General features: G+C 65.3%; 27 protein-coding genes. 11 read left to right on the top strand and 16 right to left on the bottom strand.

From position 1 onward, the window contains the following. The first annotated feature begins 10 nt into the window (after positions 1-10). Positions 11-940 carry a LysR substrate-binding domain-containing protein gene (locus G3A44_RS13380; RefSeq protein ID WP_163458081.1) on the top strand — a complete coding sequence of 310 codons (930 nt, stop codon included), beginning with the start codon at positions 11-13 and terminating at the stop codon, positions 938-940. 9 nt (positions 941-949) lie between these two features. On the opposite strand, the gene G3A44_RS13375 is transcribed toward G3A44_RS13380, so the two are convergent. After that, entirely contained in the window at positions 950-1513 is a 564-nt protein-coding gene (locus G3A44_RS13375; RefSeq protein ID WP_163458080.1) for a GspH/FimT family pseudopilin, read from the bottom strand. A 245-nt stretch (positions 1514-1758) separates the two neighbouring features. Between G3A44_RS13375 and ribD the strand changes: the two genes are divergently transcribed. Both ribD and ilvD read left to right on the top strand, forming a co-directional pair. Next, on the top strand, positions 1759-2916 hold the full coding sequence (ribD, locus tag G3A44_RS13370; RefSeq protein WP_239061867.1) for a bifunctional diaminohydroxyphosphoribosylaminopyrimidine deaminase/5-amino-6-(5-phosphoribosylamino)uracil reductase RibD: 1158 nt from the start codon (positions 1759-1761) through the stop codon (positions 2914-2916). A 126-nt stretch (positions 2917-3042) separates the two neighbouring features. After that, a complete protein-coding gene (gene ilvD / locus G3A44_RS13365) occupies positions 3043-4902 on the top strand; it encodes a dihydroxy-acid dehydratase (protein ID WP_163458024.1) in 1860 nt (619 codons plus the stop codon). A 10-nt stretch (positions 4903-4912) separates the two neighbouring features. Here the strand turns inward: ilvD and G3A44_RS13360 are convergent, their stop codons facing one another. After that, positions 4913-5200, bottom strand: a complete 288-nt coding sequence (locus tag G3A44_RS13360) for a TIGR04438 family Trp-rich protein (RefSeq protein ID WP_239061876.1) — start codon at positions 5198-5200, stop codon at positions 4913-4915. 126 nt (positions 5201-5326) lie between these two features. On the opposite strand from G3A44_RS13360, the gene G3A44_RS13355 reads away from it, so the two are divergent. Continuing rightward, complete coding sequence (locus G3A44_RS13355; protein ID WP_163458022.1) at positions 5327-5626, top strand: c-type cytochrome; 300 nt, start codon at positions 5327-5329, stop codon at positions 5624-5626. Positions 5627-5851: 225 nt separating this feature from the next. On the opposite strand, the gene G3A44_RS13350 is transcribed toward G3A44_RS13355, so the two are convergent. The 3 genes from G3A44_RS13350 to G3A44_RS13340 form a co-directional block, all read right to left on the bottom strand. After that, positions 5852-6994: a branched-chain amino acid ABC transporter substrate-binding protein gene (locus tag G3A44_RS13350; RefSeq protein ID WP_163458021.1), complete on the bottom strand. Its 1143-nt coding sequence runs from the start codon at positions 6992-6994 to the stop codon at positions 5852-5854. A gap of 247 nt (positions 6995-7241) precedes the next feature. Further along, positions 7242-7688: a DNA polymerase III subunit chi gene (locus tag G3A44_RS13345; protein WP_163458020.1), complete on the bottom strand. Its 447-nt coding sequence runs from the start codon at positions 7686-7688 to the stop codon at positions 7242-7244. Between the two features lie 8 nt (positions 7689-7696). Continuing rightward, the gene (locus tag G3A44_RS13340) at positions 7697-9166 is read right to left on the bottom strand and encodes a leucyl aminopeptidase (protein ID WP_163458019.1); all 1470 of its coding nucleotides are present in this window, start codon (positions 9164-9166) and stop codon (positions 7697-7699) included. 30 nt (positions 9167-9196) lie between these two features. On the opposite strand from G3A44_RS13340, the gene lptF reads away from it, so the two are divergent. The 5 genes from lptF to G3A44_RS13315 are packed head-to-tail and all read left to right on the top strand — an operon-like array spanning position 9197 to position 13979. Next, a complete protein-coding gene (gene lptF, locus G3A44_RS13335) occupies positions 9197-10339 on the top strand; it encodes an LPS export ABC transporter permease LptF (protein WP_163458018.1) in 1143 nt (380 codons plus the stop codon). Continuing rightward, positions 10336-11472 (top strand): LPS export ABC transporter permease LptG, encoded by a 1137-nt coding sequence (gene lptG, locus G3A44_RS13330; protein ID WP_163458017.1) that lies wholly within the window; start codon positions 10336-10338, stop codon positions 11470-11472. The genes lptF and lptG overlap by 4 nt, the downstream gene beginning before the upstream one ends. Positions 11473-11474: 2 nt before the next feature. Next, positions 11475-11867, top strand: coding sequence for a sirohydrochlorin chelatase (locus tag G3A44_RS13325; RefSeq protein ID WP_163458016.1), 393 nt, complete (start codon positions 11475-11477; stop codon positions 11865-11867). Next, entirely contained in the window at positions 11864-12808 is a 945-nt protein-coding gene (locus G3A44_RS13320; protein WP_163458015.1) for a CysB family HTH-type transcriptional regulator, read from the top strand. The genes G3A44_RS13325 and G3A44_RS13320 overlap by 4 nt, the downstream gene beginning before the upstream one ends. After that, positions 12798-13979, top strand: coding sequence for a methionine aminotransferase (locus tag G3A44_RS13315; protein ID WP_163458014.1), 1182 nt, complete (start codon positions 12798-12800; stop codon positions 13977-13979). Before G3A44_RS13320 ends, G3A44_RS13315 begins: the two co-directional genes overlap by 11 nt. Positions 13980-14054: 75 nt before the next feature. Here the strand turns inward: G3A44_RS13315 and hemN are convergent, their stop codons facing one another. Next, positions 14055-15464, bottom strand: coding sequence for an oxygen-independent coproporphyrinogen III oxidase (hemN, locus tag G3A44_RS13310; RefSeq protein WP_163458013.1), 1410 nt, complete (start codon positions 15462-15464; stop codon positions 14055-14057). A 170-nt stretch (positions 15465-15634) separates the two neighbouring features. Here hemN and fnr point away from each other — a divergent pair, with 170 nt between their 5' ends. Next, entirely contained in the window at positions 15635-16369 is a 735-nt protein-coding gene (gene fnr, locus G3A44_RS13305; RefSeq protein ID WP_375138660.1) for a fumarate/nitrate reduction transcriptional regulator Fnr, read from the top strand. Between the two features lie 126 nt (positions 16370-16495). Here the strand turns inward: fnr and G3A44_RS13300 are convergent, their stop codons facing one another. From G3A44_RS13300 to G3A44_RS13265, 8 genes are all read right to left on the bottom strand, one after another. Continuing rightward, a complete protein-coding gene (locus tag G3A44_RS13300) occupies positions 16496-16744 on the bottom strand; it encodes a hypothetical protein (protein WP_203561410.1) in 249 nt (82 codons plus the stop codon). A gap of 68 nt (positions 16745-16812) precedes the next feature. After that, positions 16813-18249 (bottom strand): cytochrome c oxidase accessory protein CcoG, encoded by a 1437-nt coding sequence (ccoG, locus tag G3A44_RS13295; protein ID WP_163458012.1) that lies wholly within the window; start codon positions 18247-18249, stop codon positions 16813-16815. A 49-nt stretch (positions 18250-18298) separates the two neighbouring features. Continuing rightward, a complete protein-coding gene (ccoP, locus tag G3A44_RS13290; protein ID WP_163458011.1) occupies positions 18299-19213 on the bottom strand; it encodes a cytochrome-c oxidase, cbb3-type subunit III in 915 nt (304 codons plus the stop codon). A gap of 47 nt (positions 19214-19260) precedes the next feature. Continuing rightward, the gene (locus tag G3A44_RS13285; RefSeq protein WP_310734374.1) at positions 19261-19452 is read right to left on the bottom strand and encodes a cbb3-type cytochrome oxidase subunit 3; all 192 of its coding nucleotides are present in this window, start codon (positions 19450-19452) and stop codon (positions 19261-19263) included. Positions 19453-19470: 18 nt separating this feature from the next. Beyond that, on the bottom strand, positions 19471-20091 hold the full coding sequence (gene ccoO, locus G3A44_RS13280) for a cytochrome-c oxidase, cbb3-type subunit II (RefSeq protein ID WP_163458010.1): 621 nt from the start codon (positions 20089-20091) through the stop codon (positions 19471-19473). A gap of 19 nt (positions 20092-20110) precedes the next feature. Further along, complete coding sequence (gene ccoN / locus G3A44_RS13275; protein WP_163458009.1) at positions 20111-21550, bottom strand: cytochrome-c oxidase, cbb3-type subunit I; 1440 nt, start codon at positions 21548-21550, stop codon at positions 20111-20113. Continuing rightward, positions 21540-21773 (bottom strand): cbb3-type cytochrome oxidase assembly protein CcoS, encoded by a 234-nt coding sequence (ccoS, locus tag G3A44_RS13270; RefSeq protein ID WP_239061866.1) that lies wholly within the window; start codon positions 21771-21773, stop codon positions 21540-21542. The genes ccoN and ccoS overlap by 11 nt, the downstream gene beginning before the upstream one ends. A 26-nt stretch (positions 21774-21799) precedes the next feature. Continuing rightward, positions 21800-24091 carry a heavy metal translocating P-type ATPase gene (locus G3A44_RS13265; RefSeq protein ID WP_163458007.1) on the bottom strand — a complete coding sequence of 764 codons (2292 nt, stop codon included), beginning with the start codon at positions 24089-24091 and terminating at the stop codon, positions 21800-21802. Positions 24092-24194: 103 nt separating this feature from the next. On the opposite strand from G3A44_RS13265, the gene G3A44_RS13260 reads away from it, so the two are divergent. After that, positions 24195-24623: a DUF192 domain-containing protein gene (locus G3A44_RS13260; RefSeq protein ID WP_375138657.1), complete on the top strand. Its 429-nt coding sequence runs from the start codon at positions 24195-24197 to the stop codon at positions 24621-24623. Positions 24624-24647: 24 nt separating this feature from the next. Here G3A44_RS13260 and G3A44_RS13255 read toward each other — a convergent pair whose 3' ends face one another. After that, positions 24648-26096 (bottom strand): sensor histidine kinase, encoded by a 1449-nt coding sequence (locus G3A44_RS13255; protein ID WP_163458005.1) that lies wholly within the window; start codon positions 26094-26096, stop codon positions 24648-24650. After that, the gene (locus G3A44_RS13250) at positions 26077-26778 is read right to left on the bottom strand and encodes a response regulator (RefSeq protein WP_163458004.1); all 702 of its coding nucleotides are present in this window, start codon (positions 26776-26778) and stop codon (positions 26077-26079) included. Before G3A44_RS13250 ends, G3A44_RS13255 begins: the two co-directional genes overlap by 20 nt. Positions 26779-26909: the final 131 nt, after the last annotated feature.

Below are 26909 nucleotides of genomic sequence, written 5' to 3'. Positions count from 1 at the left end.
CTCCGATGCGATGAACTTCAAGCAGCTCGAGTATTTCGTGACAGTGGCCGAACTCGGCAGCTTCAGCAAGGCCGCCGTCGCCCTGGACATCGCCCAGCCCGCCTTGAGCCGGCAGGTGCGTGCCCTGGAGGTGGAACTCCGCGAGACGCTGCTGCTGCGCAACGGCCGTGGGGTGAGCCTGACGGAAACCGGGGAGCAACTGTTTGAGCATGCCACCGCGATCCTGCGCCAGGTGGCGCTGGCCCGTGAGGACCTCGGAGCCAACCGGGAGGAACCGGTGGGCCGCATCACCCTGGGCCTGCCGCCCAGCATGAGTCGCCAGCTGACACTGCCGCTCATCGACACCTTTCAGCGCCAGCTGCCCAAGGCCCGGCTGGCCGTGGTCGAGGGCCTGTCTTCCCACATCGGCGAATGGATCACCTCCGGGCGGGTGGACATCGGACTGCTTTACAACCCGGAGGCCAACCCTGGGCTGGAGGTTTGTCCGCTGCTGCAGGAGCCGCTGTGCCTGGTTGAACGTGACGATGGGCGCCACGGTGCCCAGGACCTGGCGCCCCTACCCTTCAGTGCCTTGGCCGGCCGCCCCCTGGTCCTGCCGGAGCGCCAGCATGTGATACGCCGCCTGCTGGATAACCAGGCCACGCTGGTGGGCGTGCGCCTGGACATCGCCTGGGAGGTCTCAAGCGTGGCCTCCATCATCGACCTGGTCTGCGCCGGCTATGGCCACGCGGTGCTCACCGCCAGTGGCGTCGCGGCCTCAGGTCGCCAGGATGCACTGCGGGTGCGCCCGGTCATCTCCCCCAGTGTGCAGACCGTGCTGTGCCTGGCCACCTCCGCCCACCGCCGGTCCTCCAACCTCATGCGGCATGCCTGCGACCTGCTGCAAGGGCTGGTGGCGGGCCTGCCTCAGGGCTCGGCCGCCCAATCCCTGCCAGGCTGAACCGCCGCATCAGCCGCAACGCAGGCCCTGCGAGCGGCGCAAACGGCCCAGTTTGTTCACGCACAACAGGGTGTCGTGGGCCTCGGGCTGTTCGCCATGGAAGAAGCCAAAACGCGAGGCCGCGCTCATCGCCAGACCGTTGCGCCCGAACGTGATGCTGCGCACGGTGCCTCGGACCTGCGGGTCGCCCTTCAGCGGTTGCTGCACCAGCAGCAAGCGGTCACCCTCGTCGACCTGCCCGCGCTCCTCGCCATCGACGAACACCAGCCAGCCGCTCCAACGCTGCCCCGTCTGCGCACATTGGTGCGTTTCATCCCCCAGTGAGTCATCCCGGGCACAAAGGGTGACCCCCTGGCCGCGCAACGTGGCCTCGGTGCGCGCCAGCCGAAAGGCATCCTCCAACGCCTCCATCTGGCGCTGCACACTCTGGCGTTGCTGCAAGGCGGTGAAGCTGGGCAGCCCCACACCCACCAACACCGCTGCCACCGCCACCGTGGTCATGAGCTCCACCAAGGTCATGCCACACTGGCCAAGGCCAGCCCGCTTGGCCACACTGCTGCGCACCGCTTCCATGTCTGCTCTCCCCTGACGCCTGCCTTGAACCTGATACCCCGCACACCCCGCGGGGCGGCCTGATGGCACCGATCCCGGCACCACAGAATTGGATTGTTCGTAGGCCGAGGTGCGCAGGCATCGCCCCAAGGGGGCACCTCCGATGGGGGATCCCGCCCCCTCCCCAGCCCCCCTCTTTCGGGGGAAGGAGCACGGCTACACTGCCCGTCCTTCGGGCGCCTCTGACGCCCCCCCATGAGCACCCCATGACCGAAGTCCTCGCCGCCGCGCCGCCTGATCCGATGGCCCTGGCCCTGTCACTGGCCGAACAAGCCATCGGCCTGACGGACCCCAACCCGCGAGTCGGTTGCGTGCTGGTGTCGGCCGATGGCCGCTGGATCCTGGGTCAAGGTCATACCCAGCCGCCAGGGCAGGCGCATGCAGAGGTGATGGCGCTGCGCGATGCCCAGTCACGCGGCCACGACGTGCGGGGGGCGACCGCCTACGTGACCCTGGAGCCCTGTGCGCACCATGGTCGCACGCCCCCCTGCTGCGACGCGCTGGCTGCGGCCGGCGTGGGAAAGGTGGTCGCAGCCGCGCTGGACCCCAATCCCCAGGTCAATGGACAAGGCATGGCGCGCCTGCAGGCCGCAGGCATTTGCACCGAATGGTCCCAGGCCCATGCCACGGCCGCCCGGGAACTCAACATCGGCTTCTTCCAGCGCATGGCCTTGGGCCGACCCTGGGTGCGCCTCAAGGCGGCTTCATCAGCCGATGGCCAGGCGGCACTGGGCAACGGCCGGAGCCAATGGATCACGCAGGAGCCTGCGCGGCGGGATGGTCACGCCTGGCGGCGGCGGGCGGGGGTGGTGCTGACCGGTATCGGCACGGCCCGGCACGACAATCCGCGGCTGGATGTCCGACTGGTGCCCACCGCCCGCCAGCCCCGACGGGCCCTGGTGGATGCACGATTGGAGCTGCCGCTAGAGGCCGCTCTGCTGGATGGCCCTGACGCATTGATCGTCTACCACGCCAACTCAGCGCCAGCAGACCGCGCTCGCACCCTGCAGGCCCGCGGCGCCGAGCTGGTGGCGCTGCCAGCCGACACCACCGGACGCCTGATTCCCGCTGACGTGCTGGCCGACCTGGCAGGCCGGCAGTTCAACGAGATCCACCTTGAGGCCGGCCCGGCCCTCAATGGGGCCTGGCTGGCCGCAGGCCTGGTCGATGAGATCCTGCTCTACCTGGCTCCGGCACTGTTGGGCGCCGGCCTGCCATGGGCCCGCCTGGGCCCTTGGGAGACGCTTGAAGAAGCCCTGCGCTGGCAATGGCATGAACACACAGCCGTCGGTGCCGACTTGCGCCTACGCCTGCGTCCGAGCCCCCCGGCTCACCGGGCCGATTCAAGCCCCGCCAGCGCCTGAGGACGGACGGCGGCGGGCGCCCGCGTTCAGCGACAATTCCGCGGCGCCGCCTTCGGCCTCTGCGGGAGGTGGCCACCTCAGACAACGCAGGACCGGATCCACCGGTTCCGAGACTAGGTACACGTCATGCCCGCCTACCGTTCCAAGACCTCCACCGCCGGCCGCAACATGGCAGGCGCCCGCTCCCTGTGGCGCGCCACCGGCATGAAGGACGATGACTTCAGCAAGCCGATCATCGCGATCGCCAACAGCTTCACCCAGTTCGTGCCGGGCCACGTCCACCTGAAGGACCTGGGCCAGTTGGTTGCACGCGAGATCGAGCGCGCCGGCGGCGTGGCCAAGGAGTTCAACACCATCGCAGTGGACGACGGCATCGCCATGGGCCATGACGGCATGCTGTACTCGCTGCCCAGCCGCGACATCATCGCGGACTCGGTCGAGTACATGGTCAACGCGCACTGCGCCGACGCCATCGTCTGCATCAGCAACTGCGACAAGATCACCCCGGGCATGCTGATGGCCGCGATGCGCCTGAACATCCCGGTGGTCTTCGTCTCGGGCGGCCCGATGGAGGCAGGCAAGGTCAAGCTGGCAGTGCCCGGCACCTCGACCATCCAGATCAAGAAGCTCGACCTGATCGACGCCATGGTCATGGCCGCCGATAGCAAGGTCAGCGACGCCGAGGTGGCCGAGGTCGAGCGCTCGGCCTGCCCCACCTGCGGCAGCTGCTCGGGCATGTTCACCGCCAACTCGATGAACTGCCTGACCGAGGCCCTGGGCCTGTCCCTGCCGGGCAACGGCACCGTGGTGGCCACCCACGCCGACCGCGAGCAGCTGTTCCTGCGCGCCGGCCGCTTGGCGGTCGAGCTGTGCCAGCGCTACTACGAGCAGGGCGACGAGTCGGTGCTGCCACGCAGCATCGGCAAGAAGGCCTTCGAGAACGCGATGACGCTGGACATCGCGATGGGTGGCTCGACCAACACCATCCTGCACATCCTGGCCGCGGCCCAGGAAGCCGGCATCGACTTCGACATGACGGACATCGACCGCCTGTCGCGCGAGGTGCCGCAGCTGTGCAAGGTGGCGCCCAACACCAACAAGTACCACATCGAGGACGTGCACCGCGCCGGCGGCATCATGGCCATCCTGGGCGAGCTGGCCCGCGCCGGCAAGCTGCACACCGACGCCCCGACCATCCACTCCGGCACCATGGGCCAGGCCCTGGCCCAGTGGGACATCGCCGTCACCCAGGACGAGGCGGTCAAGACCTTCTACATGGCCGGCCCCGCGGGCATCCCCACCCAGGTCGCCTTCAGCCAGAACACCCGCTGGCCCAGCCTGGACACCGACCGCGCCGAAGGCTGCATCCGCTCCTACGAGCACGCCTTCAGCAAGGAAGGCGGCCTGGCCGTGCTGCGCGGCAACATCGCCCTGGACGGCTGCGTGGTCAAGACCGCCGGCGTGGACGACAGCCTGCTGGTCTTCGAAGGCCCGGCCCACGTGGTCGAGAGCCAAGACGAGGCCGTGGCCCACATCCTGGACGACCAGGTCAAGGCCGGTGACGTGGTGGTGGTGCGCTACGAGGGCCCCAAGGGCGGTCCCGGCATGCAGGAAATGCTGTATCCCACCAGCTACATCAAGTCCAAGGGCCTGGGCAAGGCCTGCGCGCTGCTGACCGACGGCCGCTTCTCGGGCGGCACCTCGGGCCTGTCGATCGGCCACTGCTCGCCCGAAGCCGCCGCCGGTGGCGCGATCGGTCTGGTGCGCAACGGCGACCGCATCCGCATCGACATCCCGAACCGCACTATCGATGTGCTGCTGAGCGACGAAGAACTGGCCAAGCGCCGCGCCGAACAGGATGCCAAGGGCTGGAAGCCGGCCCAGGCGCGCCCGCGCAAGGTCAGCGCCGCCCTGAAGGCCTATGCGCTGTTGGCCACTTCAGCCGACAAGGGCGCGGTGCGCGACCTCTCCAAGCTGGAAGACTGAAACCCGTCGGTCAAAGGGGACCGCGGCGGTCCCCTTTGCGACGGTCGTCCTGGGGTGTCATGCCCAGCGCTTCCACACTCTTTCGGCGGCGGTCCCGCTTGCGGCGTTCCTCTTTTTCCATTTCCCGGCGCTTGGTCAGGCCAGAAGAATCGGCAAAACCCCACCAAAGCAGCGCCAGGAAGAATGGCAGGACAAACTTCCAGAGGTCACCGTCAATTTCCCAATTCCATTTGGCCATCGGGCCCCAGCCCGAAAAATGCAGGACCAACTGGATCACGCCATACACCACAAATCCCATGGTCACGCTCCGTTTTCCGTGGATGAGTGAGAACGAGCAAGTCCCCCGTCAACCGTCGCTTGTACACTGCGTTGAGGTGACTGTAACTGGTCCTTCACCTGTCCCTCAACCAACTGGAAACCGCACATGAAGACCCTGATCGCTGTTGCTCTGGCCGTTGTCGCATCGTCGCCCGCCCTGGCCAACCAGGAACTGGCCACCAAGAAGAACTGCATGGCCTGTCATGCGGTGGACAAGAAGGTCGTGGGCCCGGCCTACAAGGACGTGGCCGCCAAGTACAAGGGCGACAAGGCCATGGTGGCCAAGCTGGCGGAAAAGATTCAAAAGGGTGGCGCTGGCGTGTGGGGCAACGTGCCGATGCCGGCCAACAATGTCACGCCTGACGAAGCCAAGACCCTGGCTACCTGGGTGCTCGGCATGAAGTGAACGGGCCTGGCGGCCCAGGCCGCACAGCAGTGAAAAGCCTCGGATGCCTCCGAGGCTTTTTTGTTTCTGCCCTTCGGCGCACCCCACCCCATGTCACCCAAAAATGCGGTGGGGCTGCTGGCCAGAAAACAAAAAGGGCCACGCGGGCCCTCTTTTGGATGGTGCAGCTTACTTGGCACCACTGCCATCACGACCTGACCCCGATGAAGGGTCAGACGCTTGGCATCAACGCACCACGGCGATCTGCTCGCGGTTGCCACCCTTGTAGGTGAACAGGGTCAGGGCGCCGTTGCGGATGTCACCCTTCTCGTCGAAACCGATGGTGCCGGTCACGCCCTTGTAGCCTTCAGTCTTGGCCAGCACCGGCAGGTACTTGGCCGGGTCGGACGAGCCGGCCTTGACCATGGCGGCCACCATCACGTTGACCGAGTCGTAGACGTAGGGAGCGTAGATCTGGACGTCGGCGTTGAACTTCTTCTTGAAGTCAGCCTTGAACTTGTCCATGCCTTCCTTGGCCTTGCCTTCAACGCCACCGGCCTCGGCACAGACGACCTGGCCATCTTCCATGGCGCCGCCGGACAGCTTGGGCAGCTCACCCGAGCAGATGCCGTCGCCACCCATGAACTTGGCCTTGATACCCAGCAACTTGGCTTGACGGATCAGCGGACCCGCCACGGCTTCCATACCACCGTAGAAAATGATGTCCGGCTTGGCGCCCTTGATGGCGGTCAGGATGGCCTGGAAGTCGGTGGCCTTGTCGTTGGTGAACTCGCGCTTGACGATCTTGCCGCCCTTGGCCTTCACGCCCTTCTCGAACTCATCGGCCACACCTTGGCCATAGGCGGTGCGGTCGTCGATGACGGCGATGGACTTGCCCTTCAGGGTATCCACGGCGTAGCGGCCCAGGGTGCCACCCAGGTGCACGTCGTCAGCCACCACGCGGAAGGTGGTCTTGAAGCCCTGACGGGTGTAGGTCGGGTTGGTGGCCGAGGGAGAGATTTGCGGAATGCCCGCGTCGCTGTACACCTTGGAGGCCGGGATGGAGGTGCCGGAGTTCAGGTGGCCCACCACGCCGTTCACGCGCGAATCCACCAGCTTCTGGGCAGCGGCCGTGCCCTGCTTGGGATCGCCACCGTCGTCTTCAGCCAGCAACTCGAACTTGGCCTTCTTGCCGCCGATGGTCACGCCACGGGCGTTCAGTTCGTCCACGGCCATGCGAGCGCCGTTTTCGTTGTCCTTGCCCAGGTGAGCGATGCCACCGCTGGTGGGGCCGACGTGGCCGATCTTGACCACCAGCTCCTGCGCCTGCAGGGAACCCGCCATCAGGGCCGCGGCGGCGGCAACGATCACATTGAACTTGACTTGCATAAAGACAAACCTCCAGATGAGGGATGAAGGGTCAGATATGACCACGGGTAAAGCTCGACGGCACCGACGATATCCGATTCCAGTATGCCCAGACATGGCGCTTTCGTGGTTTTGGCCACGCTGCAAACCCGCAGATCCGGGAATCCTGTCGACGGATTCACGATGGAACCAAACCTCCTTGGCAAGGTGCATGCCAACCCGGGTTGTCCCTGGTTTGAGGCCCTCATGCCCCCATTTGGCCCGGCTTTCAGGCGCTGACCGTCCCGCTCCAGGGGTGGTGCACCGGTTTGAACCCCAGTTCTTCGTATGCACGCCAGCGCCGCCGGCCGGAAATCCGTTCCTCGTCCGAATGACCGACGAGTTCGGCCACCCGCCCGTGCCGGGCCAGCGCCTCTGGCTCCACCCCGCCCAGATGGATCAGCGAGGCACAAGCCCACTGGGGATCCGGCGCCTCTGCCAACCAGACGGGCGTGCGCTGCAGCAGCTGCGGCACCGGCGCCCCCGCCCGCCAGCGCAGGTGAGGCAGGAAAGACTGCGGTCCCTCGGACCAGAGGAGCAGGTCTAGGCGAAACAGTTCTGCAGGCGGCGCCAACACCGCCATCCGCTCTGATTGCCGATACTTTTGCCGCACCAGCCGGCAGGCGAACTCCAACCGGTTGGGCAAACCGGTGAAGAAGTGAATGTCGGCTGCCATGCCCGCCCTCAGGCCTGCTCCAAGCTCAGCAGGTAATGCATCAGCAAGGCCACCGGACGCCCAGTGGCGCCCTTCTGGGGCCCGCTGCGGTGGCTCACCCCGGCGATGTCCAGGTGGGCCCAGGGATAGGCACTGGCGAAACGCTGCAGGAACTTGGCCGCCGTGATCGCGCCACCGGCGCGCGGGCCGACATTGGCCATGTCCGCAAAATTGCTCTTGAGGTTGTCGTCGTATTCCTCATCCAGGGGCATACGCCAGCAGGTGTCGGCGGAGCGTGCAGACGCCGCCAGCAATTGACCGGCCAAGCCGTCATCGGGCGAGAACAGGCCCGCATGCTGATGTCCCAGTGCCACCACGCATGCCCCGGTCAACGTGGCAATGTCGATGACGGCACGGGGCTTGAATCGTTCCGCATAGGTCAGCGCATCGCAAAGGATGAGGCGACCCTCGGCATCGGTGTTGAGGATCTCAATGGTCTTGCCCGACATGCTCTTGACGACGTCGCCAGGCCGTGTGGCCCGCCCGCTGGGCATGTTCTCGCAGGTGGGAATCAGGCCGATGACGTTCAGGTCCGGCTGCAGCGCCTGCAGGGCGCGGAAGACACCCAGCACAGACGCCGCACCGCACATGTCGAACTTCATCTCATCCATCTCGGCGGCCGGCTTGAGGGAGATGCCCCCCGTGTCGAAGGTGATGCCCTTGCCCACCAGCACCACGGGTGCCAAGTCCTTGCCTGCCCCCTGGTAGCGCAACACGATGAACCGCGGCGGGGTGTCGGCGCCCTGCGCGACCGACAGGAAGGAACCCATGCCCAGCTTTTCGATGGCCTCGCGGTCCAGCACCTCCACCGACAGCGCCTTGCCAGCCGCCAGGGCCATTGCCTGTTCGCCCAGATAGCTCGGGGTGCACACATTGGCGGGCAGGTTGCCCAGCTGACGGGTGAAGGACATGCCGGCGGCGATGCCTTGACCCAAGGCCACGCCGGACTTCACCGCCGCATGCTCGGCCTTGGGGGCCAGCAGGCTGACCTTGACTTCTCCCGCAGACGGTTGATCCTTGTCGCTGGCGGACGCGCCCGGAACCTGGTACTGGTAGGCAGCCTGTTCCAACCCCACGACCACAGCCTCGGCCAGTGTGTCCTGCCAGGCTCCTGTACCCAAGGTGAGCGAGAGCTTGCGCACCGGCCGGCCCTTGAGCTGGCCCCAGGCGGCCTGCGCTGCTGCGCGCACGGCCTTGAAGTCGCCGCGGGCCGCCACCGACAGCACCAGCCGCTTGGTCTTGAACCCCTCCGGAAGCGGCAAGGCCACAACTTCGCCAGCCTTGCCCCGGTAGTCGCCGCTGTCCTGCAAACGCTTGATCAGGCCCGCCAAGGCCTCGTCTCCCACCGGTCCACCCTGTGCCGACAGGATCACCACCAGCGCATCCGCCGCCACCTGGGCGAGCCCTCCGGTCGGGGCGGCATTGACACGAAAGTCCATAATCTTCCTCGAAGCAAAGCCAAGCTCTTGATGTTATTCCATCGATCCATCCGCCTTGAACTCGCCCGGGTACTGAGCGCCACCCTGGTGGTGCTGCTGACCATCGTGCTGACCATGATGCTGATCCGTACCCTGGGACTGGCCGCCCGCGGCTCGGTGGGCCTGCAGGACGTGGCGCTGGTCCTGGTCTACACCGCCCTCAGCCACGTGCCCACCCTCATCGGTCTGGCCCTGTTCGTGGCCGTCGTCGTGGGCATGGGACGCATGTACCGGGACAGCGAAATGGCCGTCTGGTTCAGCTCCGGGGTGAGCCTGTTCCAGTTCTTGCGGCCGGTCTACCGCATGGCCTGGCCGGTGATGTTGGTGGGCTGTGGCCTGGCGCTGTTCGGCTGGCCCTGGTTCAATCAGGAGTTGGCAGAGATACGGCAGCGCTTCGCGCAACGGTCCGATCTTGACCGAATCGCCCCCGGCTCCTTCCAGCAGTCAGCGGACGGCCAGCGGGTGTACTTCGTCGACCGGGCGGAAGGACAGGACGAGAACGGCCACAGCGTCTTCCTGCTGCAACGCGACGCGCAAGCGTGGTCGGTGACCACTGCGCGCACCGGCAAGCTCAGCCTTGGCGCCGAGGATGGGGCGCAATCGGTGGAACTGCGCGCAGGCCACCGTCATGAGCGCGACCTGGCCGATGGCAGCTCGACCCATGTGGAGTTCGGCCGCTTCACCACGGTGGTCAATCCGTCCGGGCCTGGCCGCAGTCCACAGGCCTCACCCAAGACGCGACAGGCATGGCAACTGCTTGAAGACGCCACCCCTGCCGCCTGGGGCGAGCTGGTCTGGCGCACCGGTATGGTCTTGTCCATCCTGCTGATGCCCGTCCTGGCCCTGGCCCTTTCAGCCACCAACCCGCGCCGCTCCAGCAACTGGAACCTGATCCTGGCGCTGTTGAGTTTTGTCGTGTATTTCAACCTCATCAACCTCAGCCAGGCCTGGGTCGCCGCCGGGCGCTTGGCACCCGCCGCCGGCCTGCTGCTCATCCATGGCGGCGTGCTGGTCGGCTCGCTGGCCTTACTGGCCTGGCGCGAGAACGCGGTGAGTTGGACCCTACGGTGGACCCGCTCCGGCACCGGTCCCGCCGCGACCTGCACGGGTCGTGCCGGAAAGGCGTCCACATGAGAACTGTCCGACGCCTGGTGTTCGGGGATGTCGCCGGCGCCGTCCTCTTCGTCGCCCTGGCCTTCTTGGCCCTGTTCCTCTTCATCGACGTGCTCGATGAGCTGGACGGCATTGCTCGCGCATCGGGCAGCACCGGCGCCGCCTTCAAGCTGGCCCTCGTCCAGGTGCCGGGGCGGCTGTACGAACTGATGCCCATCGCGGTGCTGATCGGCTCCATTTATGCGCTCTCCCGCATGGCACAGTCCTCGGAATTCACCATTTTGCGGACCGCCGGCCTGGGCCCGGGTCGGGCCCTGCTGCTGCTGTTGCAGCTTGCGCTGCTCTTCACGGCCACCACGTTGGCCCTGGGCGAGGAGATCGCTCCCCGGGCGCAGCTGCTCTATGCCAAGTGGCGCAGCGAGGCCCGCGGGACGAACACCCTGGGCGGCAAGGGAGCTTGGCTGCGGGAGAGCGTGCCTGGTGCAGATCCAGCGACGCTGGCCGGTGACGGCCCTACAGCGATCTCCATCCGTGTGGGTCGGGCCAATGCCGTCGACGGGTGGATGACCGATGTGATGATTCTTGAGCACGGGCAGAACGGGCGCCTGCTGCGGGAACTGCATGCGGCACGGGCCACGGTCAGCGATGCCGGCGACGGCACCTTGTGGCAGTTGGAGGACCTCCGTGTGGTGCGGTGGCCCCTTGCCGCGGGCGAGGCGGTGCAGCAGACCCACCAAGATCAGCTGTCCTGGCGCACCGGCCTGCGCCCGGAGGTGGTGGCCGCAGCCGTCTCTCCTATCGACAGCATGTCGACGCTGGAGCTATGGCGCTACAGCCGCCACCTGCAGCGCCAGCAGCAGGACTCCCAACGTTATGAGCTCCAGTTCTGGAAGAGGGTGGCCTACCCCTTCGCCTGCATCGTGATGGTGATGCTCGCCCTGCCCTTCGCCTATCTCCATGCCCGCCAAGGCGGCATCAGCCTGAAGGTGTTTGGCGGCATCATGATCGGCATCGTCTTCATCCTGCTCAACAACGTGGCAGGCCACCTGGGACTGCTGCACGGCTGGACGCCCTGGCTGACTGCTCTGGCCCCCAGCCTGCTCTTCTTGCTCATCTCACTGGCCACCTTCGCCTGGCTGGTGCGCTACCGCTGACCATGAACGACACTGACGCTCTGCTCCTGCTTTGTCACGGTGCCCGCGATCCCGCCTGGGCGCGGCCCTTCGAGGCCATCCTGTCGCGCCTGCAGGCCGACGGCCGCTGGCGTCCACAAGCCGTTCGACTGTCCTACCTCGAGTTCATGGCACCGTCGCTGGTGCAGGCCGGTCAAGAACTGGCGACGCTGCAGCCCCGTGTGGTGCATGTTGTGCCGCTCTTCCTGGGAACAGGGGGACATGTGCGCAAGGACGTACCCGTGCTGATGGCCCAACTGCAGGCAGCGCATCCGGACATCGCCTGGCGGCTCCACCCCAGCCTGGGTGAATCCGACGCCGTCGTCGGCGCCATCGCCGACTGGGCCTGCAGCCTGAGCGCGGCCCCTGCCGCATGAACCTGCACCAATTCCGATTTGTGCAGGAAGCGGTGCGCCGCGACCTGAACCTGACCGAGACCGCCAAGGCCCTCCACACCTCCCAGCCCGGGGTGTCCAAAGCCATCCTGGAGCTCGAAGAGGAGCTCGGCGTGGCGCTTTTCATGCGCCATGGCAAGCGCCTTAAACGCATGACGGCGCCCGGCCAGCAGGCTCTGCGCTCGATCGACATCATCCTGCGCGAGGTGGCCAACCTGCGGCGTATCGGAGAGGAGTTCTCGCGCCAGGACACGGGCCGTTTGTCCATCGCCGCCACGCACACCCAGGCCAAGTACATCCTGCCGGAGCCGGTGGCCGAGCTCAGGCAGCGCTACCCCAAGGTCACGGTCAGCCTGCACCAGGGCACGCCGGAGCAGGTGGCCCAGCTGCTGCTGAGCGACGGGGCAGACGTCGGACTGGCGACCGAATCCCTGGCCGGATTTGACGAACTGGTCACCCTGCCCTGCTACGAGTGGCAGCACCTGCTGGTCATGAAGAGGGACCATCCGCTGGCTACCGTGGATCGCCCCACGCTGGAGCAGCTGGCCCAGCATCCCCTGATCTCCTACCACCCCTCCTTCACCGGCCGGACCAGGATCGACCAGGCATTCGCCCTGCGCCGGCTCCAGCCCACCATCGCACTGGAGGCGATCGATTCGGACGTCATCAAGACCTATGTACGCAGCGGTTTGGGAGTAGGCATCCTGGCGGAAATGGCCATGCGCGACGAACCTTCGACCTCGGAACTGGTGGCCAAGCCTGCCGCCCACCTCTTCGGCAGCAACACCAGCCGCATCGCCTTTCGCAAGGGCGTGTTCCTCAAATCCTATGTCATCACCTTCGCAGAGCTGATCTCGCGACGCCTGACCCGGTCCCTGATCGAGCAGGCCATGTCCGGTGTGGGAGACAACTATGAACTCTGAAGCCTCGCCCGTCCTGCCGCCCAGCCGCCTGCCTGGCGTGGGGACCACCATCTTCACCGTCATGTCCAAGCTGGCCAGCGACCACGGCGCCATCAATCTGGGCCAGGGCTTTCCGGACTTTCCACCGGCCCCGTCCCTGGCAGAGGCGGTCAATCAGGCCATGGCCGCCGGGCACCATCAATACGCGCCCATGGCCGGCGTGCCGCAGCTGAGACAGCGGCTGGCCGAAAAGATCCAGCGCCTCTACGGCCGCCTGTACGACGCGGAAACGGAGATCACGATCACCGCAGGTGCGACTCAAGCGATCCTGACGGCCGTGCTGGCCCTGGTACCGGCGGGCGACGACGCGATCATCCTGGAGCCGGCGTATGACAGCTACGCCCCCGCACTGGCCATGGCCGGCGCCCGGGCTGTGCGGGTGTCACTGGATCCGGTCACCTTCCGCCCCGACTTCGAGCGCATCGCGCAAGCGATCGGCCCTCGTACGCGCGCCATCCTCATCAACTCGCCACACAACCCGTCAGGCGTCGTCTGGACACGCGAGGAGATGCAGGCCTTGGCTGACCTGGCGCAGCGCCACGGGTTGTTCGTGATCTCCGACGAGGTCTACGAACACATGGTGTATGACGGACGCCCGCACATCAGCGCCTCCAGCCTGACGGCGCTGGCCGAGCGCAGTATCGTCATCTCCAGCTTCGGCAAAACCTACCATGTCACGGGTTGGAAGATTGGCCATGTGGTCGCCCCTGCGGCACTGATGGCAGAGTTCCGCAAAGTGCACCAGTTCAACGTGTTCTGTGTGAACACGCCCATGCAGCATGCCCTGGCCCAGGTGCTGCAGGACGATGCCCCCTGGCGTGATCTGGCGGACTTCTATGCAAGCAAGCGTTCAAGGTTTGCGCAGGGACTGGCCGCCTCGGGACTCGAGCCGATTGCCTGCGAGGGCACGTACTTCCAGTGCGTGCGGTACGGCCACCTGTCCGATCAGTCTGATCTTGACTTCGCCCGTTGGCTGACCGCCGAAGTGGGCGTGGCCGCCGTGCCCTTGTCACCCTTCTATGCCCAGGCCCCCGGGCTACAGGTGGTGCGATTCTGCTTCGCCAAGCAAGATGCCACGCTGGATTCCGCCTTGGAAAGGCTCGCCACCCTGCCCCGGCGCCTGTCGCGCTGAGCTGCGAGCTGCGGCGCATGGGGTGAAACGGCAGCGTTCGGCCGACGCCAAACCTGCCGCCGGCGTTGGTGGCGGTCAGATGATCTTGGAGAAGCGCCCGCGTACCCGGTCGGCCTGGAGGTGACGGTCAAAGCACATCGCAATGGCCCGTACAAAGTACCAACCCTGGGCGGTGACCTGCAAAGCCCCGGGCTCCAAGGTGACCAACCCCATCTCCACAAATGGCGCCAAGCCGCTGAGCTCGGACTGGAAGTAGTCCTGCACATTGACCAGATGCGCCAGCTCAATGGATTCGAAATCCAGGCGCCCCTGGCACATGATGGCCATGATCACAGCCCGTCGAACCAGATCGTCACGGGTAAGCGCGATGCCCCGCACCACGGGCAATCGGCGTTGCGCCAGCGCGTCGTAGTACTCCTCCAGCGTCTTGGCGTTCTGGCTGTAGACCGCGCCCATCTTGCCAATGGAGGACACCCCCAGCCCAATCAAGTCGCAGTCCGGCTGCGTGCTGTAGCCCTGGAAATTTCGCTGCAGTCGGCCTTGCCGCTTGGCCGCCGCCAGCGAGTCTCCCGGCAAGGCGAAGTGATCCATGCCGATGTAGGTGTAGCCAAAGCCCAGGAAACCCGCGATGGCGGCCGAAAGCATCTGCACCCGATGCGAGGCCGGCGGCAGATCTTCGGCATGGATGCGCCGCTGAGGCTTGAACCGCTGCGGAAGATGCGCGTAGGAATACAGCGCAATGCGGTCCGGGCGCAATTCACCCACGCGACGTATCGTTTGGGCAAACGAGTCCGGTGTCTGCTTGGGCAGTCCATAGATCAGGTCCACATTGGTGGACTCAAAGCCCAGCTCACGGCCAGCCACCAGCAGGTCGCGCACCTGCTCGAATGGCTGCACCCGATGCACAGCCACCTGGACCTGCGGATCAAAGTCTTGCACACCGAAGCTGATGCGGTTGAAGCCCATGTCACGCAAGCGCCCCAGACGCTCGGAGGACGCCGTGCGCGGATCCACCTCGATCGAGATCTCCGCCCCCGGCACCACCCGGAAGGCCTCGCGCAGACACCCCATCAGATCGCCCAGCTCGGCGTCGCTCAGGAAAGTGGGGGAGCCACCGCCAAAATGGACCTGGGTGACGGCCTGGCCCCTGCCCATCTGCTCCACATGAAGGTCGATCTCCCGGCCCAGAGCCCTGACGTATTCCGCCCCCTTCTCATGGTGCTTGGTGATCACCTTGTTGCAGGCGCAGTAATAGCACACCGACTCACAGAAGGGGATGTGCAGATACAGCGACAAGGGCTTTTTGCCGCCCACCGTCGCACCTTCAGCCCGCTGACGCAGGGCCTGAACATAGTCATCCTGGGTGAACGCTTCCACAAACCGATCCGCGGTGGGATAGGAGGTGTAACGCGGCCCAGGTACGTCAAACTGGTTCAGCAAGTGCGCGGGCAGGCCCACCACAGCATCAGGATGGCTCGTCGTCATGAAGGCATGGTGCCACCGGCTCCGCCCACGATCTTGATGCGGATCAAGACCGCTACGCACCACACCTCCAAAAATGCGACGACTACTTGAGAACCATCATGCTGAATCCGAAGACCCAGGAACAGGAATTGACCCCAAACAACTCCTGCTCGCGCGCCATAATGCAGGACATGACGGATACCCAACGCCTGCGCGCGGACGCCTTCAAGGTCGCATGCTCCAGCTGCAACCTGCGTGAGCTTTGCCTGCCCGTGGGGCTCTCCCGCCCGGATCTGGAAAGGCTGGACAGCCTGGTGGCCACACGCCGCACGGTGCCGCGGGGTGACACCCTGTTTCGGGCAGGAGACGAATTTCAGTCTCTCTATGCCGTACGCACTGGATTCTTCAAAACCTGCGTCTCCTCTGAAGACGGGCGTGATCAGGTCACGGGTTTTCAAATGGCCGGCGAACTGCTCGGGCTGGATGGCATCAGCAACGATCGCCATTCCTGCGATGCGGTGGCACTGGAAGATTCCCAGGTCTGCGTCATCCCCTATGACCACCTGGAACATCTGAGCCGCGAATTCACGGACCTCCAGCACCAGTTCCACAAAATCATGAGCCGCGAGATCGTGCGCGACCATGGCGTGATGCTGTTGCTCGGCAGCATGCGGGCCGAGGAGCGGCTGGCGGCTTTCCTGCTTAATCTAACCCAACGGCTTCAGGCGCGCGGCTTCTCCGCCTCTTCCCTGATCTTGCGCATGACCCGCGAAGAAATCGGCAGCTACCTGGGCCTCAAGCTCGAAACAGTCAGCCGCACGTTCTCTCGCTTCCAGGACGAAGGCATCTTGGAGGTCAAGCAGCGTCACATCCGGATCATCGACCAAGCCGGATTGCAGCAATTGGTGAACGGCGCAGCCTGCTGAAGACCGTCCTCTTCAGACCCGCAAAAAAGTGGGAGCCATCAGGCTCCCCTTTTTATTTTTGGCAGCGCAGCTGTAGGGTTGCGCACCACCCCAGTGAAACGGGCCCATCAGGCCCGATGGCAGACTTCACTTGGCCGTGGCCGCATGGTTGCGGGCCTGCATGGCGGGCGTGTTGGCGTCAACGCCGCTTTGCCGCAGCTCCGCCGGCGTCAACCGCTCCTCCTGAGTGAGCACCGGGTCGGCCCCCTTGATGGCGATGACCGCCGTTGAGATGCCGGCCACCACCACCACAAGCGGCCCCCCGACCACCAGCCACATGATCTTGTAGCGCCACCAGGGAAGAGAGGGCTTGTGTGCGGTATCTGCTGCATTCATGGCTGCGCGTTCTGATGGCTGAAATGGTGACAGGGCAGAGCCAGATCATGGTCAGCCCCGCGGCAAGTTTATCGGGGAACAACGAAGGTTGACTTTTCGCGGATGTCCACGGCCTGACCCCGGTCTTGCGGCGCCCGGCGCGACACGGTGAACTCGATGGGATGCACACCCGGGCCCGCCTGCTGCGCCACCTCAAACGGCACCTGGACCCCAACGGTGACCCAACGCGCCTGTGCGGCCCCTACCACCACCTCTGCCCGTAGATCCCACGACATCTCGGGCAGGCCGTCCACGCGCAGCACATAGGTCTGCTCGGCCTCGGCTGCATTCATGATCTGCAGACGATAGACGTTTTCCACCCGTCCATCCTCGACGATCCTGGCCAGGGATGCACGGTCTCGCACCACATCCACCCGGTACGGCGCACGCGCTGCGATGCTCCAGGCAAAGGCCAAGCAAATCACGATCATGATGAGCGAATAGACCAGCACACGCGGACGAAGAATGCGACGCAGCATCTGCCCCCGCCCCCAGTGCTCAGCCAAGCCATTCTGGGTGGCATAGCGCACCAGCCCCCGCGGGTAGCCCATCTTGTCCATGACTTCGTCGCAGACATCGATGCAGGCTGCACACCCGATGCACTCGTACTGTAGACCGTTGCGGATATCGATGCCGGTCGGGCAGACCTGGCTGCAAAGACCGCAGTCGATGCAGCTGCCCAAGCCCAGTTGGGAAGGATCGGCCTTCTTGGAACGAGAACCACGCGGCTCGCCGCGCTCCCGGTCATACGAGATGATCAGGGTGTCCTTGTCGAACATGGCGCTCTGAAAACGCGCGTAAGGACACATGTACTTGCACACCTGCTCACGCATATATCCTGCGTTGCCATAGGTGGCAAAACCATAGAACAGGACCCAAAACCATTCCCAGGGACCGAAACCGAGGCTCAACGCCTCCTCGGCCAGGGTTTTGATGGGGGTGAAATATCCGACAAAGGTAAAGCCAGTGAAGAGTCCGAAAAGGATCCAGGCCAGTTGCTTCCCCGCCTTTCGTCGAATCCATTCAGTCGTCCAAGGCTTCTGGTCCAGTTTCATCCGCTTTTGACGGTCACCCTCGAAAAACTTCTCCATCCAGAGATAGATTTCCGTATACACCGTCTGCGGACAGGCATAACCGCACCAAAGGCGCCCCGCCACCGCCGTGAAGAGGAACAAACCGTAGGCGCTCAGCATGAGCAATCCGGAGAGATAGATCAGGTCCTGAGGATACAGCACCAAACCGAAGACATAGAACCGTCGGCTGGTGAGATCAAACAAAACGGCCTGCCGGCCGTTCCAACTCAGCCAAGGCAGACCGTAGAAAACCAGTTGAGTCAGCCAGACAAAAACCCAACGCCACTTCACGAAGAATCCCGTGACGGAGCGTGGGTAGATCTTGCCTTGCTTCTGGTAGAGAGATACCAGCGCCTGGGAATCAGGCAGGTCGGTGGTGCTGTCAGACTTCATGATAGGACCCAATAGGCATGGGGGTATGCCTTTTGAATCCTATTCTGACTTAATTGGCCGCGACCTTTGTGCTCTGGGACAAATTCCAGACGTAGGCCGTCAACACCTTCACCTGCTCAGGCGTCAGGCGCGAAGCTTGCGGGGGCATCACGTTGGTCTTGCCGTGGTTGACCATGGCAATGACCGCGGCCTCACCCCAGCCGTGCAGCCAAACCTTGTCGGTCAGGTTGGGCGCGCCCACGGCCTGGTTACCCTTGCCATCCGGACCGTGGCAGGCTGCGCAGGCGCCGAACTTTTCCTTGCCCAGTTGAGCCGCCACGGAATTGTGCGGGCTGCCCGAAAGGCTCAGGACGTAGTTGGCCACGTTCTTGACATCGTCGGCGGAACCCACCGCGGCGGCCATCGGGGGCATCATGCCCTGACGACCTTCCTTGATGGTCTTCTCGATGTATTCAGGACCCGTGCCACCGAGCCAATCGCCATCGGTCAGGTTGGGGAAGCTCTTGCTGCCTCGACCATCGGCGCCGTGGCACTGCGCGCAGTTGTTGACGAACAGACGTTCGCCAATGGCCATGGCCTGCGGGTTCTTGCCCAGATCCTCGGCGGAGGCGTTGGCAAAAGCGGCGTACACCGGCGCCATCGTCTCGCGGGCCTTGGCGTGCTCGGCCTGCAACTGGCCGGCGCTGGACCAGGACAGCGAGCCGTTGTAGATGCCCAGACCCGGATACAGGAACAGGTAGAGCACAGCGAACACCACGGTGACGACGAACAGACCCATCCACCAACGCGGCAGGGGATTGTTCATCTCGCGCAAGTCTTCATCCCACACGTGACCGGTACTGCCATCCGCCGCCATGGGGCGGTGCTTGCTGGCACCGATCAGCACGAAGACGCAGTACACGAGCGAGGCCACGACGATCCCGGCCACGTACAGCGCCCATCCACTACTTACAAAGTCGCTCATTGTTTTCTCCACTTGACGCTGCCGGACAACCGTCCGGCAGCCTCAGGTCAATTGCGGGTGGCGGCGGCACGGACGCCGGCATCGGAGGCCAGGGGCTCCTCCTCCACCAGGGGCAGCTGGGCTGCCTCGTCATAGGCCGGCTGCTGACTGCGGCGCCAGGTCCAGACCACGAGCGCCACGAAGAGCACCATGGACACCACCGTGACCACGCTGCGCCAGAAGTTCAGGTCATTCCACACCTTGCCACCTCGTTTGCATCACTTGCGGGCAGTGCCCAGCACTTGGAGGTAAGCCACCACGGCGTCGAGCTCGGACTTGCCCTTGACCTCTTCGGCCGCCTTGGCGATCTCGTCGTCCGTATAGGGCACGCCCACCAGACGCAGCGCCTTCATCTTGGGCGCCATGTCCGCCGGGTTCACCTGCCCCGCGGCCAGCCAGGGATAGGCAGGCATGTTGGACTCGGGCACCACGTCACGCGGATTGTTCAGGTGCACACGATGCCATTCGTCGCTGTAGCGGCCGCCCACGCGATGCAGGTCCGGACCCGTGCGCTTCGAACCCCACTGGAAGGGATGGTCGTACACGAATTCACCCGCCAGCGAGTGCGGGCCGTAGCGCAGCGTCTCGGCGCGGAAGGGGCGCACCATCTGCGAATGGCAGTTGTAGCAGCCCTCACGGATGTACACGTCGCGACCGGCCAGCTGCAGCGCGGTGTAGGGCTTGAGGCCTTCGACCGGCTGGGTGGTGGAGCGCTGGAAGAAAAGCGGCACGATTTCGAGCAGCCCCCCGACCGACACGGCCAGCAGGATCAGCACGATCATCAGGAAGTTGCTGGTCTCAATCCGCTCGTGGCCGGAGACCTTTTGGTTGTGAGCCATGTGTTTCTCCTTGTCTCACTCAGGCGTGGGCGTGGACGGCCGGAATCGCCACGGGTTCGACCTTGCCGTTGCGGATGGTCATGATCACGTTCCAGAACATGATGACCATGCCGGTGAGGTACAGGGCACCACCGATCACACGGATGACATAGAACGGATAGGTGGCCTTCACGCCTTCGACGAAGCTGTACACCAGCGTGCCATCAGGGTTCACGGCGCGCCACATCAGGCCCTGCATGACACCGGCAATCCACATCGCGGCGATGTAGAGCACGATGCCGATGGTGGCGACCCAGAAGTGCAGTTCGATGGCACGCGTGGAGTGCATCGAGGTGCGGCCGAACATCCGCGGAATCAGGTGGTAGAGGGAGCCGATCGACACCAGACCCACCCAGCCCAGGGCGCCCGAGTGCACATGGCCGACAGTCCAGTCGGTGTAGTGAGACAGGGCGTTCACGGTCTTGATGGACATCATCGGACCTTCAAAGGTCGACATGCCATAGAACGACAGGGAGACGATCAGGAACTTCAGGATCGGATCGTCACGCAGCTTGTGCCAGGCACCCGACAGGGTCATGATGCCGTTGATCATGCCGCCCCAGGAGGGAGCCAGCAGGATCAGCGAGAAGATCATGCCCACCGACTGCGTCCAATCCGGCAGTGCGGTGTAGTGCAGGTGGTGGGGGCCCGCCCACATGTAAGTGAAGATCAGGGCCCAGAAGTGCACGATCGACAAGCGATAGGAGTACACCGGGCGGGCGGCCTGCTTGGGGATGTAGTAGTACATCATGCCCAGGAAGGCTGCGGTCAGGAAGAAGCCCACCGCATTGTGGCCGTACCACCACTGGATCATGGCGTCTTGCACGCCCGCGTAGGCCGAGTAGCTCTTGGTGAGGCTGACCGGCACGGCGGCGCTGTTGACGATGTGCAGCAAGGCCACCGCCAGGATGAAGGCGCCGAAGAACCAGTTGGCCACATAGATGTGGCGCACCTTGCGGGTGCCCACCGTGCCGAAGAACACGATGGCGTAGGCCACCCAGGTGACCGCGATCAGCAGGTCAATCGGCCACTCGAGCTCGGCGTACTCCTTGCCGGAGGTGATGCCCAGCGGCAGGGTGATCACTGCCAGCACGATGGTCAGGTTCCAGCCGAGGAACGTGAACCAGGCCAGACCGGGCGCGAACAGCTTGGTCTGGCAGGTGCGCTGCACGACGTGGTAGCTGGTGGCAAACAGCACGCAACCACCAAATGCGAAGATCACCGCATTGGTGTGCAGCGGACGCAGACGGCCGTAGGTGATGTAGGGAATTCCAAAGTTGAGTTCGGGCCACGCCAGCTGCGCCGCCACGATCACACCCACCAGCATCCCCACGATGCCGTACAACACGGCTACGACAGAAAACCATCTGCCGACCGAGTCGTAGTAAGCCGGCTGCGCCGGCGCGGAACTATTTGCCATTCAAGGCCTCCTTCTTCTCGGGACTCGCTAACACACACATAGAAGATTGTTTTGTAACGACCTGACTCGCCGCTTGATCGGCATCAACCGTGGCCGGGTCGTGTTGCAGGATGCGCTCACCCTCGCGCTCCAGGTCGTCAAACTGCCCCTTGTTCAGCGCCCATCCGAAGACGGCGATGATGAGCAGCACCAAGACGGCCGACAGCGGGATGAGCAGGTACATGATTTCCATGGTCCGGTCTCCGGGGCTCAGGCGTGACGGGACAGTCGTGCCGAATTGGCCACGACGAAGACGGAGCTGAGCGCCATGCCCAGCCCCGCGGCCCAAGGCGGTAGCCATCCCGCCAAGGCCAGGGGAATGCACGAGAAGTTGTAGACCGCAGCCCAAAGCAGGTTGGTCCTGATGGTGGACATCACCCGAGCAGCCAGGCCACGTGCCCAGGTCACGTCGGACAGCCGCCCGGACACGATGACCGCATCGGCCGCGGCGCGCGCGATCAAGGCCCCCTGCCCCATGGCGAAGGACACATCGGCCTGGGCCAGCACCGGGGCGTCATTGACCCCATCACCCACCATGCCGACGACCTTGCCTTGCGCCTGCGCGTGTCGCAAGCGAGCAAGCTTGCCCTCCGGGCTGGCAGCAGCGGTCAGGTCGGTGATCCCCAGGGAGCCGGCCACCTCAGCGCTGCGGGCCAAACCGTCACCGGTAAGGACAGCCAGTTCGATACCCGAGGCCTGCAACGCCTGCACCGCCTGCGCAGCGTCCTCACGGAGGACCTCACCCAGATCCAGTCGAAGCATGGGTCTGCCCGCACGGGAGAGCCAAGTGGAACGCATGCCCGCTTCAGGCATCGGCAGACTGGCCGCGACGGAATCCTCGAGTTCCGGGCAGGCCCAGCTCAGCGTCCCCAGACGCCAGAGACCGCCCTGCTCATCCACGCCACTCACGCCGGCACCGGAACTCTCCTGCAGATCCGCCAAGACAGGCAGGACAGACAGGCCAAGCGTTTGCGCTTCACGCACGATGGCCTGGGACACCGGGTGCTGGGACCAGCCCGCCAAGGCGGCGGCGATGGCAAAAGCCGGGCCGGCGTCCTGCTCCGAGAGCCCGGACAGCGCCTGCTTGCGCTGCAGCTGCAACTCGTTGCGGGTGAGGGTCCCCGTCTTGTCCATCAGCAGGGTGTCCAGACGCGCCAGTGCCTCCAGGGCATCCAGGCGACGGAGCATCACGCCCCGGCGCGCCAAGGCGCGCGCACCGCCGACCAAGGCGGTAGGCGCTGCCAGCGACAGCGCGCAAGGGCAGGTCACGATGAGCACCGACACCGCCACCCAAACGGCACGCGAGGGCTCGATCCAGCTCCAGGCCAGGTAGCCCAGCGCCGCCAGACCCAACACACCCCAGAGGAACGGACCTGCCCAGCGGTCGGCCTTGCCGGCCAGGGCTGGCCGCTGGGTCAGCGCATCGCGCATCAGGGCCACGATGGCCTCGTGACGGGTGTCCGCTCCCACACGCTGGACCGTCATCTCCACCGGCGCCCCAACGTTGGTGGCGCCCCCCACCAGGGGGTCGCCTACCCGCTTGGGTACCGGCTCCGCCTCTCCGGTCAGCAGGGACTCATCGGCCGCCGTGGCACCCTCCACCAACTCGCCATCGGCTGGGAAAGCCTGCCCCAGCGGCACACGCACCCGATCCCCGACGCAAAGCCGCTGCAAGCTCACCGTTTCCACACGACCGTCCGGCAGCACGCGCTGGGCGTGGACCGGCATGGCGTTGGCCGCGGCCTCCAGCGCTTCGGCCGCCCGGTGGCGGACCGTCATCTCGAGGAAGCGCCCCCCCAGCAGAAAGCTGATGAACATGGTGAAGGAGTCGAAGTAGACCTCCTCGCCAAAGGGCCCATGAGGGTCGAAGGTGGCGCCGGTGCTGACCAGGAAGGTGGCCAGGATGCCCAGGGCAACGGGAACATCCATGCTGATGCGTCGCGCCCGAACACTGTGCCAAGCGCGTGACAGGAAGGGCCCCGCCGCAAACACCAGTACGGGAATGGAGACAAACCAGCTGGCCCAGTTCAGCAGCTGCCGCTGGTCCATTTCCAACTCACCCGGTCCGGCCACATAGCTGGGCGTGGCAAACATCATGACCTGCATGGCGCAGAAACTGGCCACGAACAGCCGCCAGAGCAACTTGCGCCGTTCGGCGCGGCGAAGCTCCCGCGCGTGGGCCGCGCTGTCCGGAGTGGCGTCGTAACCCGCCGCCCGGATGGCAGCCACCAGCGCCGAGGGCTGGACTTGGCTGGGGTCCCAGACGACACGGGCCCGCTCAGCCGCCGCACTCACTCGGGCCTCCTGCACGCCCGGCACGGCCTCAAGCGCCGCCTCGATCGTGCCCGAGCAGGCCGCACAATACATGCCGGCGATCTGGAACGAGGATTCACCGAGAGCTGCGCCGTCGGAGGACTTGCGCCACACCGTGAAACGGCGCTGCTCGACGGCATCGTCCAGAATGCTCAGTTCGAGGGGCGAGGATGTGCTTGCAGCGCTCATGGGACATCGATCCGCGGGCAACCGCCGCCTTCTGGACCACCCAGTAATCTACTGTCAAACCCGCACGCGGCGCATGACAAATATCAAGACTCAAACCATCCTCATGTCGTTGTTGGCTGCGTGCCTGGCGCCCCTGGCCCATGCCCAGGAGGGCGGCACCGCGCAGCGTCTTCCCACCATGCAGTTGCAGGCCGGCATGCACAACATTCAGGCCCAGGTGGCCAACACCCCCGAGCAGCGGCAGATCGGACTGATGTTCCGGCGCGACATGCCGGCCCAGGAGGGCATGCTTTTCGTCTTCGAGCAGGCGGCCACGCAGTGCTTCTGGATGAAGAACACGCTCCTGCCCCTGTCGGCCGCGTTCCTTGCAGATGACGGCACGGTGGTCAATATTGTGGACATGGCGCCCCAGACCCTGGAATCCCACTGCTCCGCCAAGCCGGTGCGCCTGGTGCTGGAAATGAACCAGGGGTGGTTCGCCAAGCGTGGCATCAAGGCGGGCAGCAAGCTGCGCGGCGCCGCCTTCCGCTAGGCGCTTTCGGGCGCCAGGACCACCTCAGCCGGGCAACACCACCTCAAAACGCAGACCGTTGACTTCCGGACGGCTGAACGCCTCGATGCTGCCGCCCATGCGCACCAAGATCTCCCGGGCAATCGTCAGGCCCAGGCCGGTGCCGCCGTCGTTGCGGGTATCGGCGCGCTCGCCGCGCCAGAATGGCTCGAAGAGGTGCCGCAACTGGTCCTGCGCCACCCCCGCGCCATCGTCCTCCAGCACCACCACGGCACCACCGCCCACGGCGTTGCGCACCCGTATGGAGATGTGGGCACCGCCATAGCGCAAGGCGTTGTCGAGGATGTTCTTCACCACCTCACCCAACCAGATCGGATGGGCCCTGGCCACCACACCCTGCGACGGCGCATCCAGCGCCAGCGTCTTGCCCGCCCGCAAGGCGGCGTCGAGCAGTGGCTCGGCACTCTCGCGCACGACGGCCACGATGTCGGCCACTGGCAAATCGGCCTCCTGCGCCAACGCCGTCTCTGAACGCGCCAGGCTCAGCAGCTGACCGATCAATCGGGCCATGCGTTCCGCGGCCTTGTCCAGCTGGGCCGCCAGTGGCCGGCTTTGTCCCAGGTGGGCCTGCAGTGAGGGCTCCAGCGATTCGAGCTCGCTGGCCAAGGTCTGCGCCAGCACCCGGATGCCCGCCACAGGGGTCCGCAGCTGGTGCGCGGCATCGGCCACAAACCGCCTCTGCAATTCGATGGACTGCTCCATGTCCGCCAGGAGGTGGTTGATGCGCTCGATGAGAGGCACCGCTTCGCGCGGCACGGTGGACAGCGGCAAAGGCCGCCAGTCGCGCATGTCACGGCGCGCCACCTCGGCGGCCACATAGGTCAGCGGCCTCAGGCCGCGACGTATGCCCCATCCCAGCATCGAAAAGGTGATGATGCCCATGATGAAGGCTGGGAAGACGATGGAGAGCTGGAGGTCGCGCAGGATGCGGTTGCGCTTCTTCTTGGTCTCCACCACGATCAGCGAGATGGTGCGGTCCAGCATAGGCGAGGACACCGAGAACACCGCCCCCCGCACCGACTCCCCCATCAGCACCTGGTCGAACAGGGTGGGCTGTTGCAGGGCCCAGCGCAGCACCTCGGGCTCGGGAACCGGCACGGTGGAATCGCCCGCCAGCGGATTGCCCTCGACATCCACCATCACGAAGCCGTTGCGGTCCTCCCGGTCCCAGCCCAGCAACTCCATGGTCTGGGTGCTGATGTCCAGGAGCGGACCACGGTCAGACCATTCAATTCGGGCGGCCAGCGCCCTCACCTCATCCTGCAAACCCCGGTCGAAGGCGGCATTGACGCTGACGCGGGCCATCAGGTAGGCCCCAAGGACCGCCCCGGCCAATCCGACCAGCCACACCCACAGCATCGGCTTGAAGAGCTGGTCCCGGATGCTGGGGCCGGAGACCACCGGCCGTGCCCGTTCAGGACGTCGCCGCGGCACCCGCATCTCCGCCCGACTCCTGGAGCTCCAGCACGTAGCCGAAGCCCCGCACCGTGCGAATGGCCACGCCCAGCGGTGCGAAGTGCTTGCGCAATCGATGGATGTAGACCTCCACCGAGTTTTCGCTGAAGTCGGCCTCCCAGGTGGACATGCGGGACACGATCGACTCCTTGGTCACTACCTTGCCCGCCTTCTGCATGAGGACCTCCGTCAAGGCCCATTCACGGGGGCTCAGCGCCACCCGCGCCTCGCCATGGCGAAGCTCCTTGTGCGCGAGGTCCAGCGTCAGCGGCCCCAGGCGCAAGACCTCCTCCACCCGGCCATCCGCCCGGCGCTTGAGCGCCCTGACACGGGCCAGCAGCTCCGGCAAGTCAAAAGGCTTGACCAGATAGTCATCGGCCCCGGCGTCGAGGCCGCGCACGCGGTCAGACAGCTCGTCGCGTGCGGTCAGCAGCAGCACCGCTGCTTTCAAGCCCTGCGCACGCCAATGCCGCAGCACCTCCATGCCGTCACGGCGGGGCAGCCCCAGGTCCAGGATGCACAAGTCAAAACCGCCCTGCAGGCCCCCCGACATGGCCTGTTCCCCGTCGGAAAGCACATCCACCTGCCACCCCTCCCGCTCCAGCCCCCGGGCCACACCCAGGCGCAGTGCCGCGTCGTCCTCAACCAAAAGAATTCTCACCAGCTGCCCTCTCGCCTTGCATGCGCCCGGGCACCTGGCCGCTGCAAGTGCCAGCGGGCCGCCCGGCAACCCGCACATTCTGCAGGCTCCCCCCTCTGCCGCGCCAGTGGTGACTTCAGCCCTTGCAGCCA

This window comes from Ideonella livida (assembly GCF_010499455.1).
GTDB lineage: Bacteria > Pseudomonadota > Gammaproteobacteria > Burkholderiales > Burkholderiaceae_C > Ideonella > Ideonella livida.
This window is presented reverse-complemented; position numbering and strand designations above follow the sequence as displayed.

What these genes read in the sequence shown, in the direction of transcription:
- G3A44_RS13380 (WP_163458081.1), top strand. Translation starts at nt 11, where the DNA reads ATGAACTTCAAGCAGCTCGAGTATTTCGTGACAGTGGCCGAACTCGGC.
- G3A44_RS13375 (WP_163458080.1), bottom strand. Translation starts at nt 1,513, where the DNA reads ATGGAAGCGGTGCGCAGCAGTGTGGCCAAGCGGGCTGGCCTTGGCCAG.
- ribD (WP_239061867.1), top strand. Translation starts at nt 1,759, where the DNA reads ATGACCGAAGTCCTCGCCGCCGCGCCGCCTGATCCGATGGCCCTGGCC.
- ilvD (WP_163458024.1), top strand. Translation starts at nt 3,043, where the DNA reads ATGCCCGCCTACCGTTCCAAGACCTCCACCGCCGGCCGCAACATGGCA.
- G3A44_RS13360 (WP_239061876.1), bottom strand. Translation starts at nt 5,200, where the DNA reads ATGGGATTTGTGGTGTATGGCGTGATCCAGTTGGTCCTGCATTTTTCG.
- G3A44_RS13355 (WP_163458022.1), top strand. Translation starts at nt 5,327, where the DNA reads ATGAAGACCCTGATCGCTGTTGCTCTGGCCGTTGTCGCATCGTCGCCC.
- G3A44_RS13350 (WP_163458021.1), bottom strand. Translation starts at nt 6,994, where the DNA reads ATGCAAGTCAAGTTCAATGTGATCGTTGCCGCCGCCGCGGCCCTGATG.
- G3A44_RS13345 (WP_163458020.1), bottom strand. Translation starts at nt 7,688, where the DNA reads ATGGCAGCCGACATTCACTTCTTCACCGGTTTGCCCAACCGGTTGGAG.
- G3A44_RS13340 (WP_163458019.1), bottom strand. Translation starts at nt 9,166, where the DNA reads ATGGACTTTCGTGTCAATGCCGCCCCGACCGGAGGGCTCGCCCAGGTG.
- lptF (WP_163458018.1), top strand. Translation starts at nt 9,197, where the DNA reads ATGTTATTCCATCGATCCATCCGCCTTGAACTCGCCCGGGTACTGAGC.
- lptG (WP_163458017.1), top strand. Translation starts at nt 10,336, where the DNA reads ATGAGAACTGTCCGACGCCTGGTGTTCGGGGATGTCGCCGGCGCCGTC.
- G3A44_RS13325 (WP_163458016.1), top strand. Translation starts at nt 11,475, where the DNA reads ATGAACGACACTGACGCTCTGCTCCTGCTTTGTCACGGTGCCCGCGAT.
- G3A44_RS13320 (WP_163458015.1), top strand. Translation starts at nt 11,864, where the DNA reads ATGAACCTGCACCAATTCCGATTTGTGCAGGAAGCGGTGCGCCGCGAC.
- G3A44_RS13315 (WP_163458014.1), top strand. Translation starts at nt 12,798, where the DNA reads ATGAACTCTGAAGCCTCGCCCGTCCTGCCGCCCAGCCGCCTGCCTGGC.
- hemN (WP_163458013.1), bottom strand. Translation starts at nt 15,464, where the DNA reads ATGACGACGAGCCATCCTGATGCTGTGGTGGGCCTGCCCGCGCACTTG.
- fnr (WP_375138660.1), top strand. Translation starts at nt 15,635, where the DNA reads ATGACGGATACCCAACGCCTGCGCGCGGACGCCTTCAAGGTCGCATGC.
- G3A44_RS13300 (WP_203561410.1), bottom strand. Translation starts at nt 16,744, where the DNA reads ATGAATGCAGCAGATACCGCACACAAGCCCTCTCTTCCCTGGTGGCGC.
- ccoG (WP_163458012.1), bottom strand. Translation starts at nt 18,249, where the DNA reads ATGAAGTCTGACAGCACCACCGACCTGCCTGATTCCCAGGCGCTGGTA.
- ccoP (WP_163458011.1), bottom strand. Translation starts at nt 19,213, where the DNA reads ATGAGCGACTTTGTAAGTAGTGGATGGGCGCTGTACGTGGCCGGGATC.
- ccoO (WP_163458010.1), bottom strand. Translation starts at nt 20,091, where the DNA reads ATGGCTCACAACCAAAAGGTCTCCGGCCACGAGCGGATTGAGACCAGC.
- ccoN (WP_163458009.1), bottom strand. Translation starts at nt 21,550, where the DNA reads ATGGCAAATAGTTCCGCGCCGGCGCAGCCGGCTTACTACGACTCGGTC.
- ccoS (WP_239061866.1), bottom strand. Translation starts at nt 21,773, where the DNA reads ATGTACCTGCTCATCCCGCTGTCGGCCGTCTTGGTGCTGCTCATCATC.
- G3A44_RS13265 (WP_163458007.1), bottom strand. Translation starts at nt 24,091, where the DNA reads ATGAGCGCTGCAAGCACATCCTCGCCCCTCGAACTGAGCATTCTGGAC.
- G3A44_RS13260 (WP_375138657.1), top strand. Translation starts at nt 24,195, where the DNA reads ATGTCGTTGTTGGCTGCGTGCCTGGCGCCCCTGGCCCATGCCCAGGAG.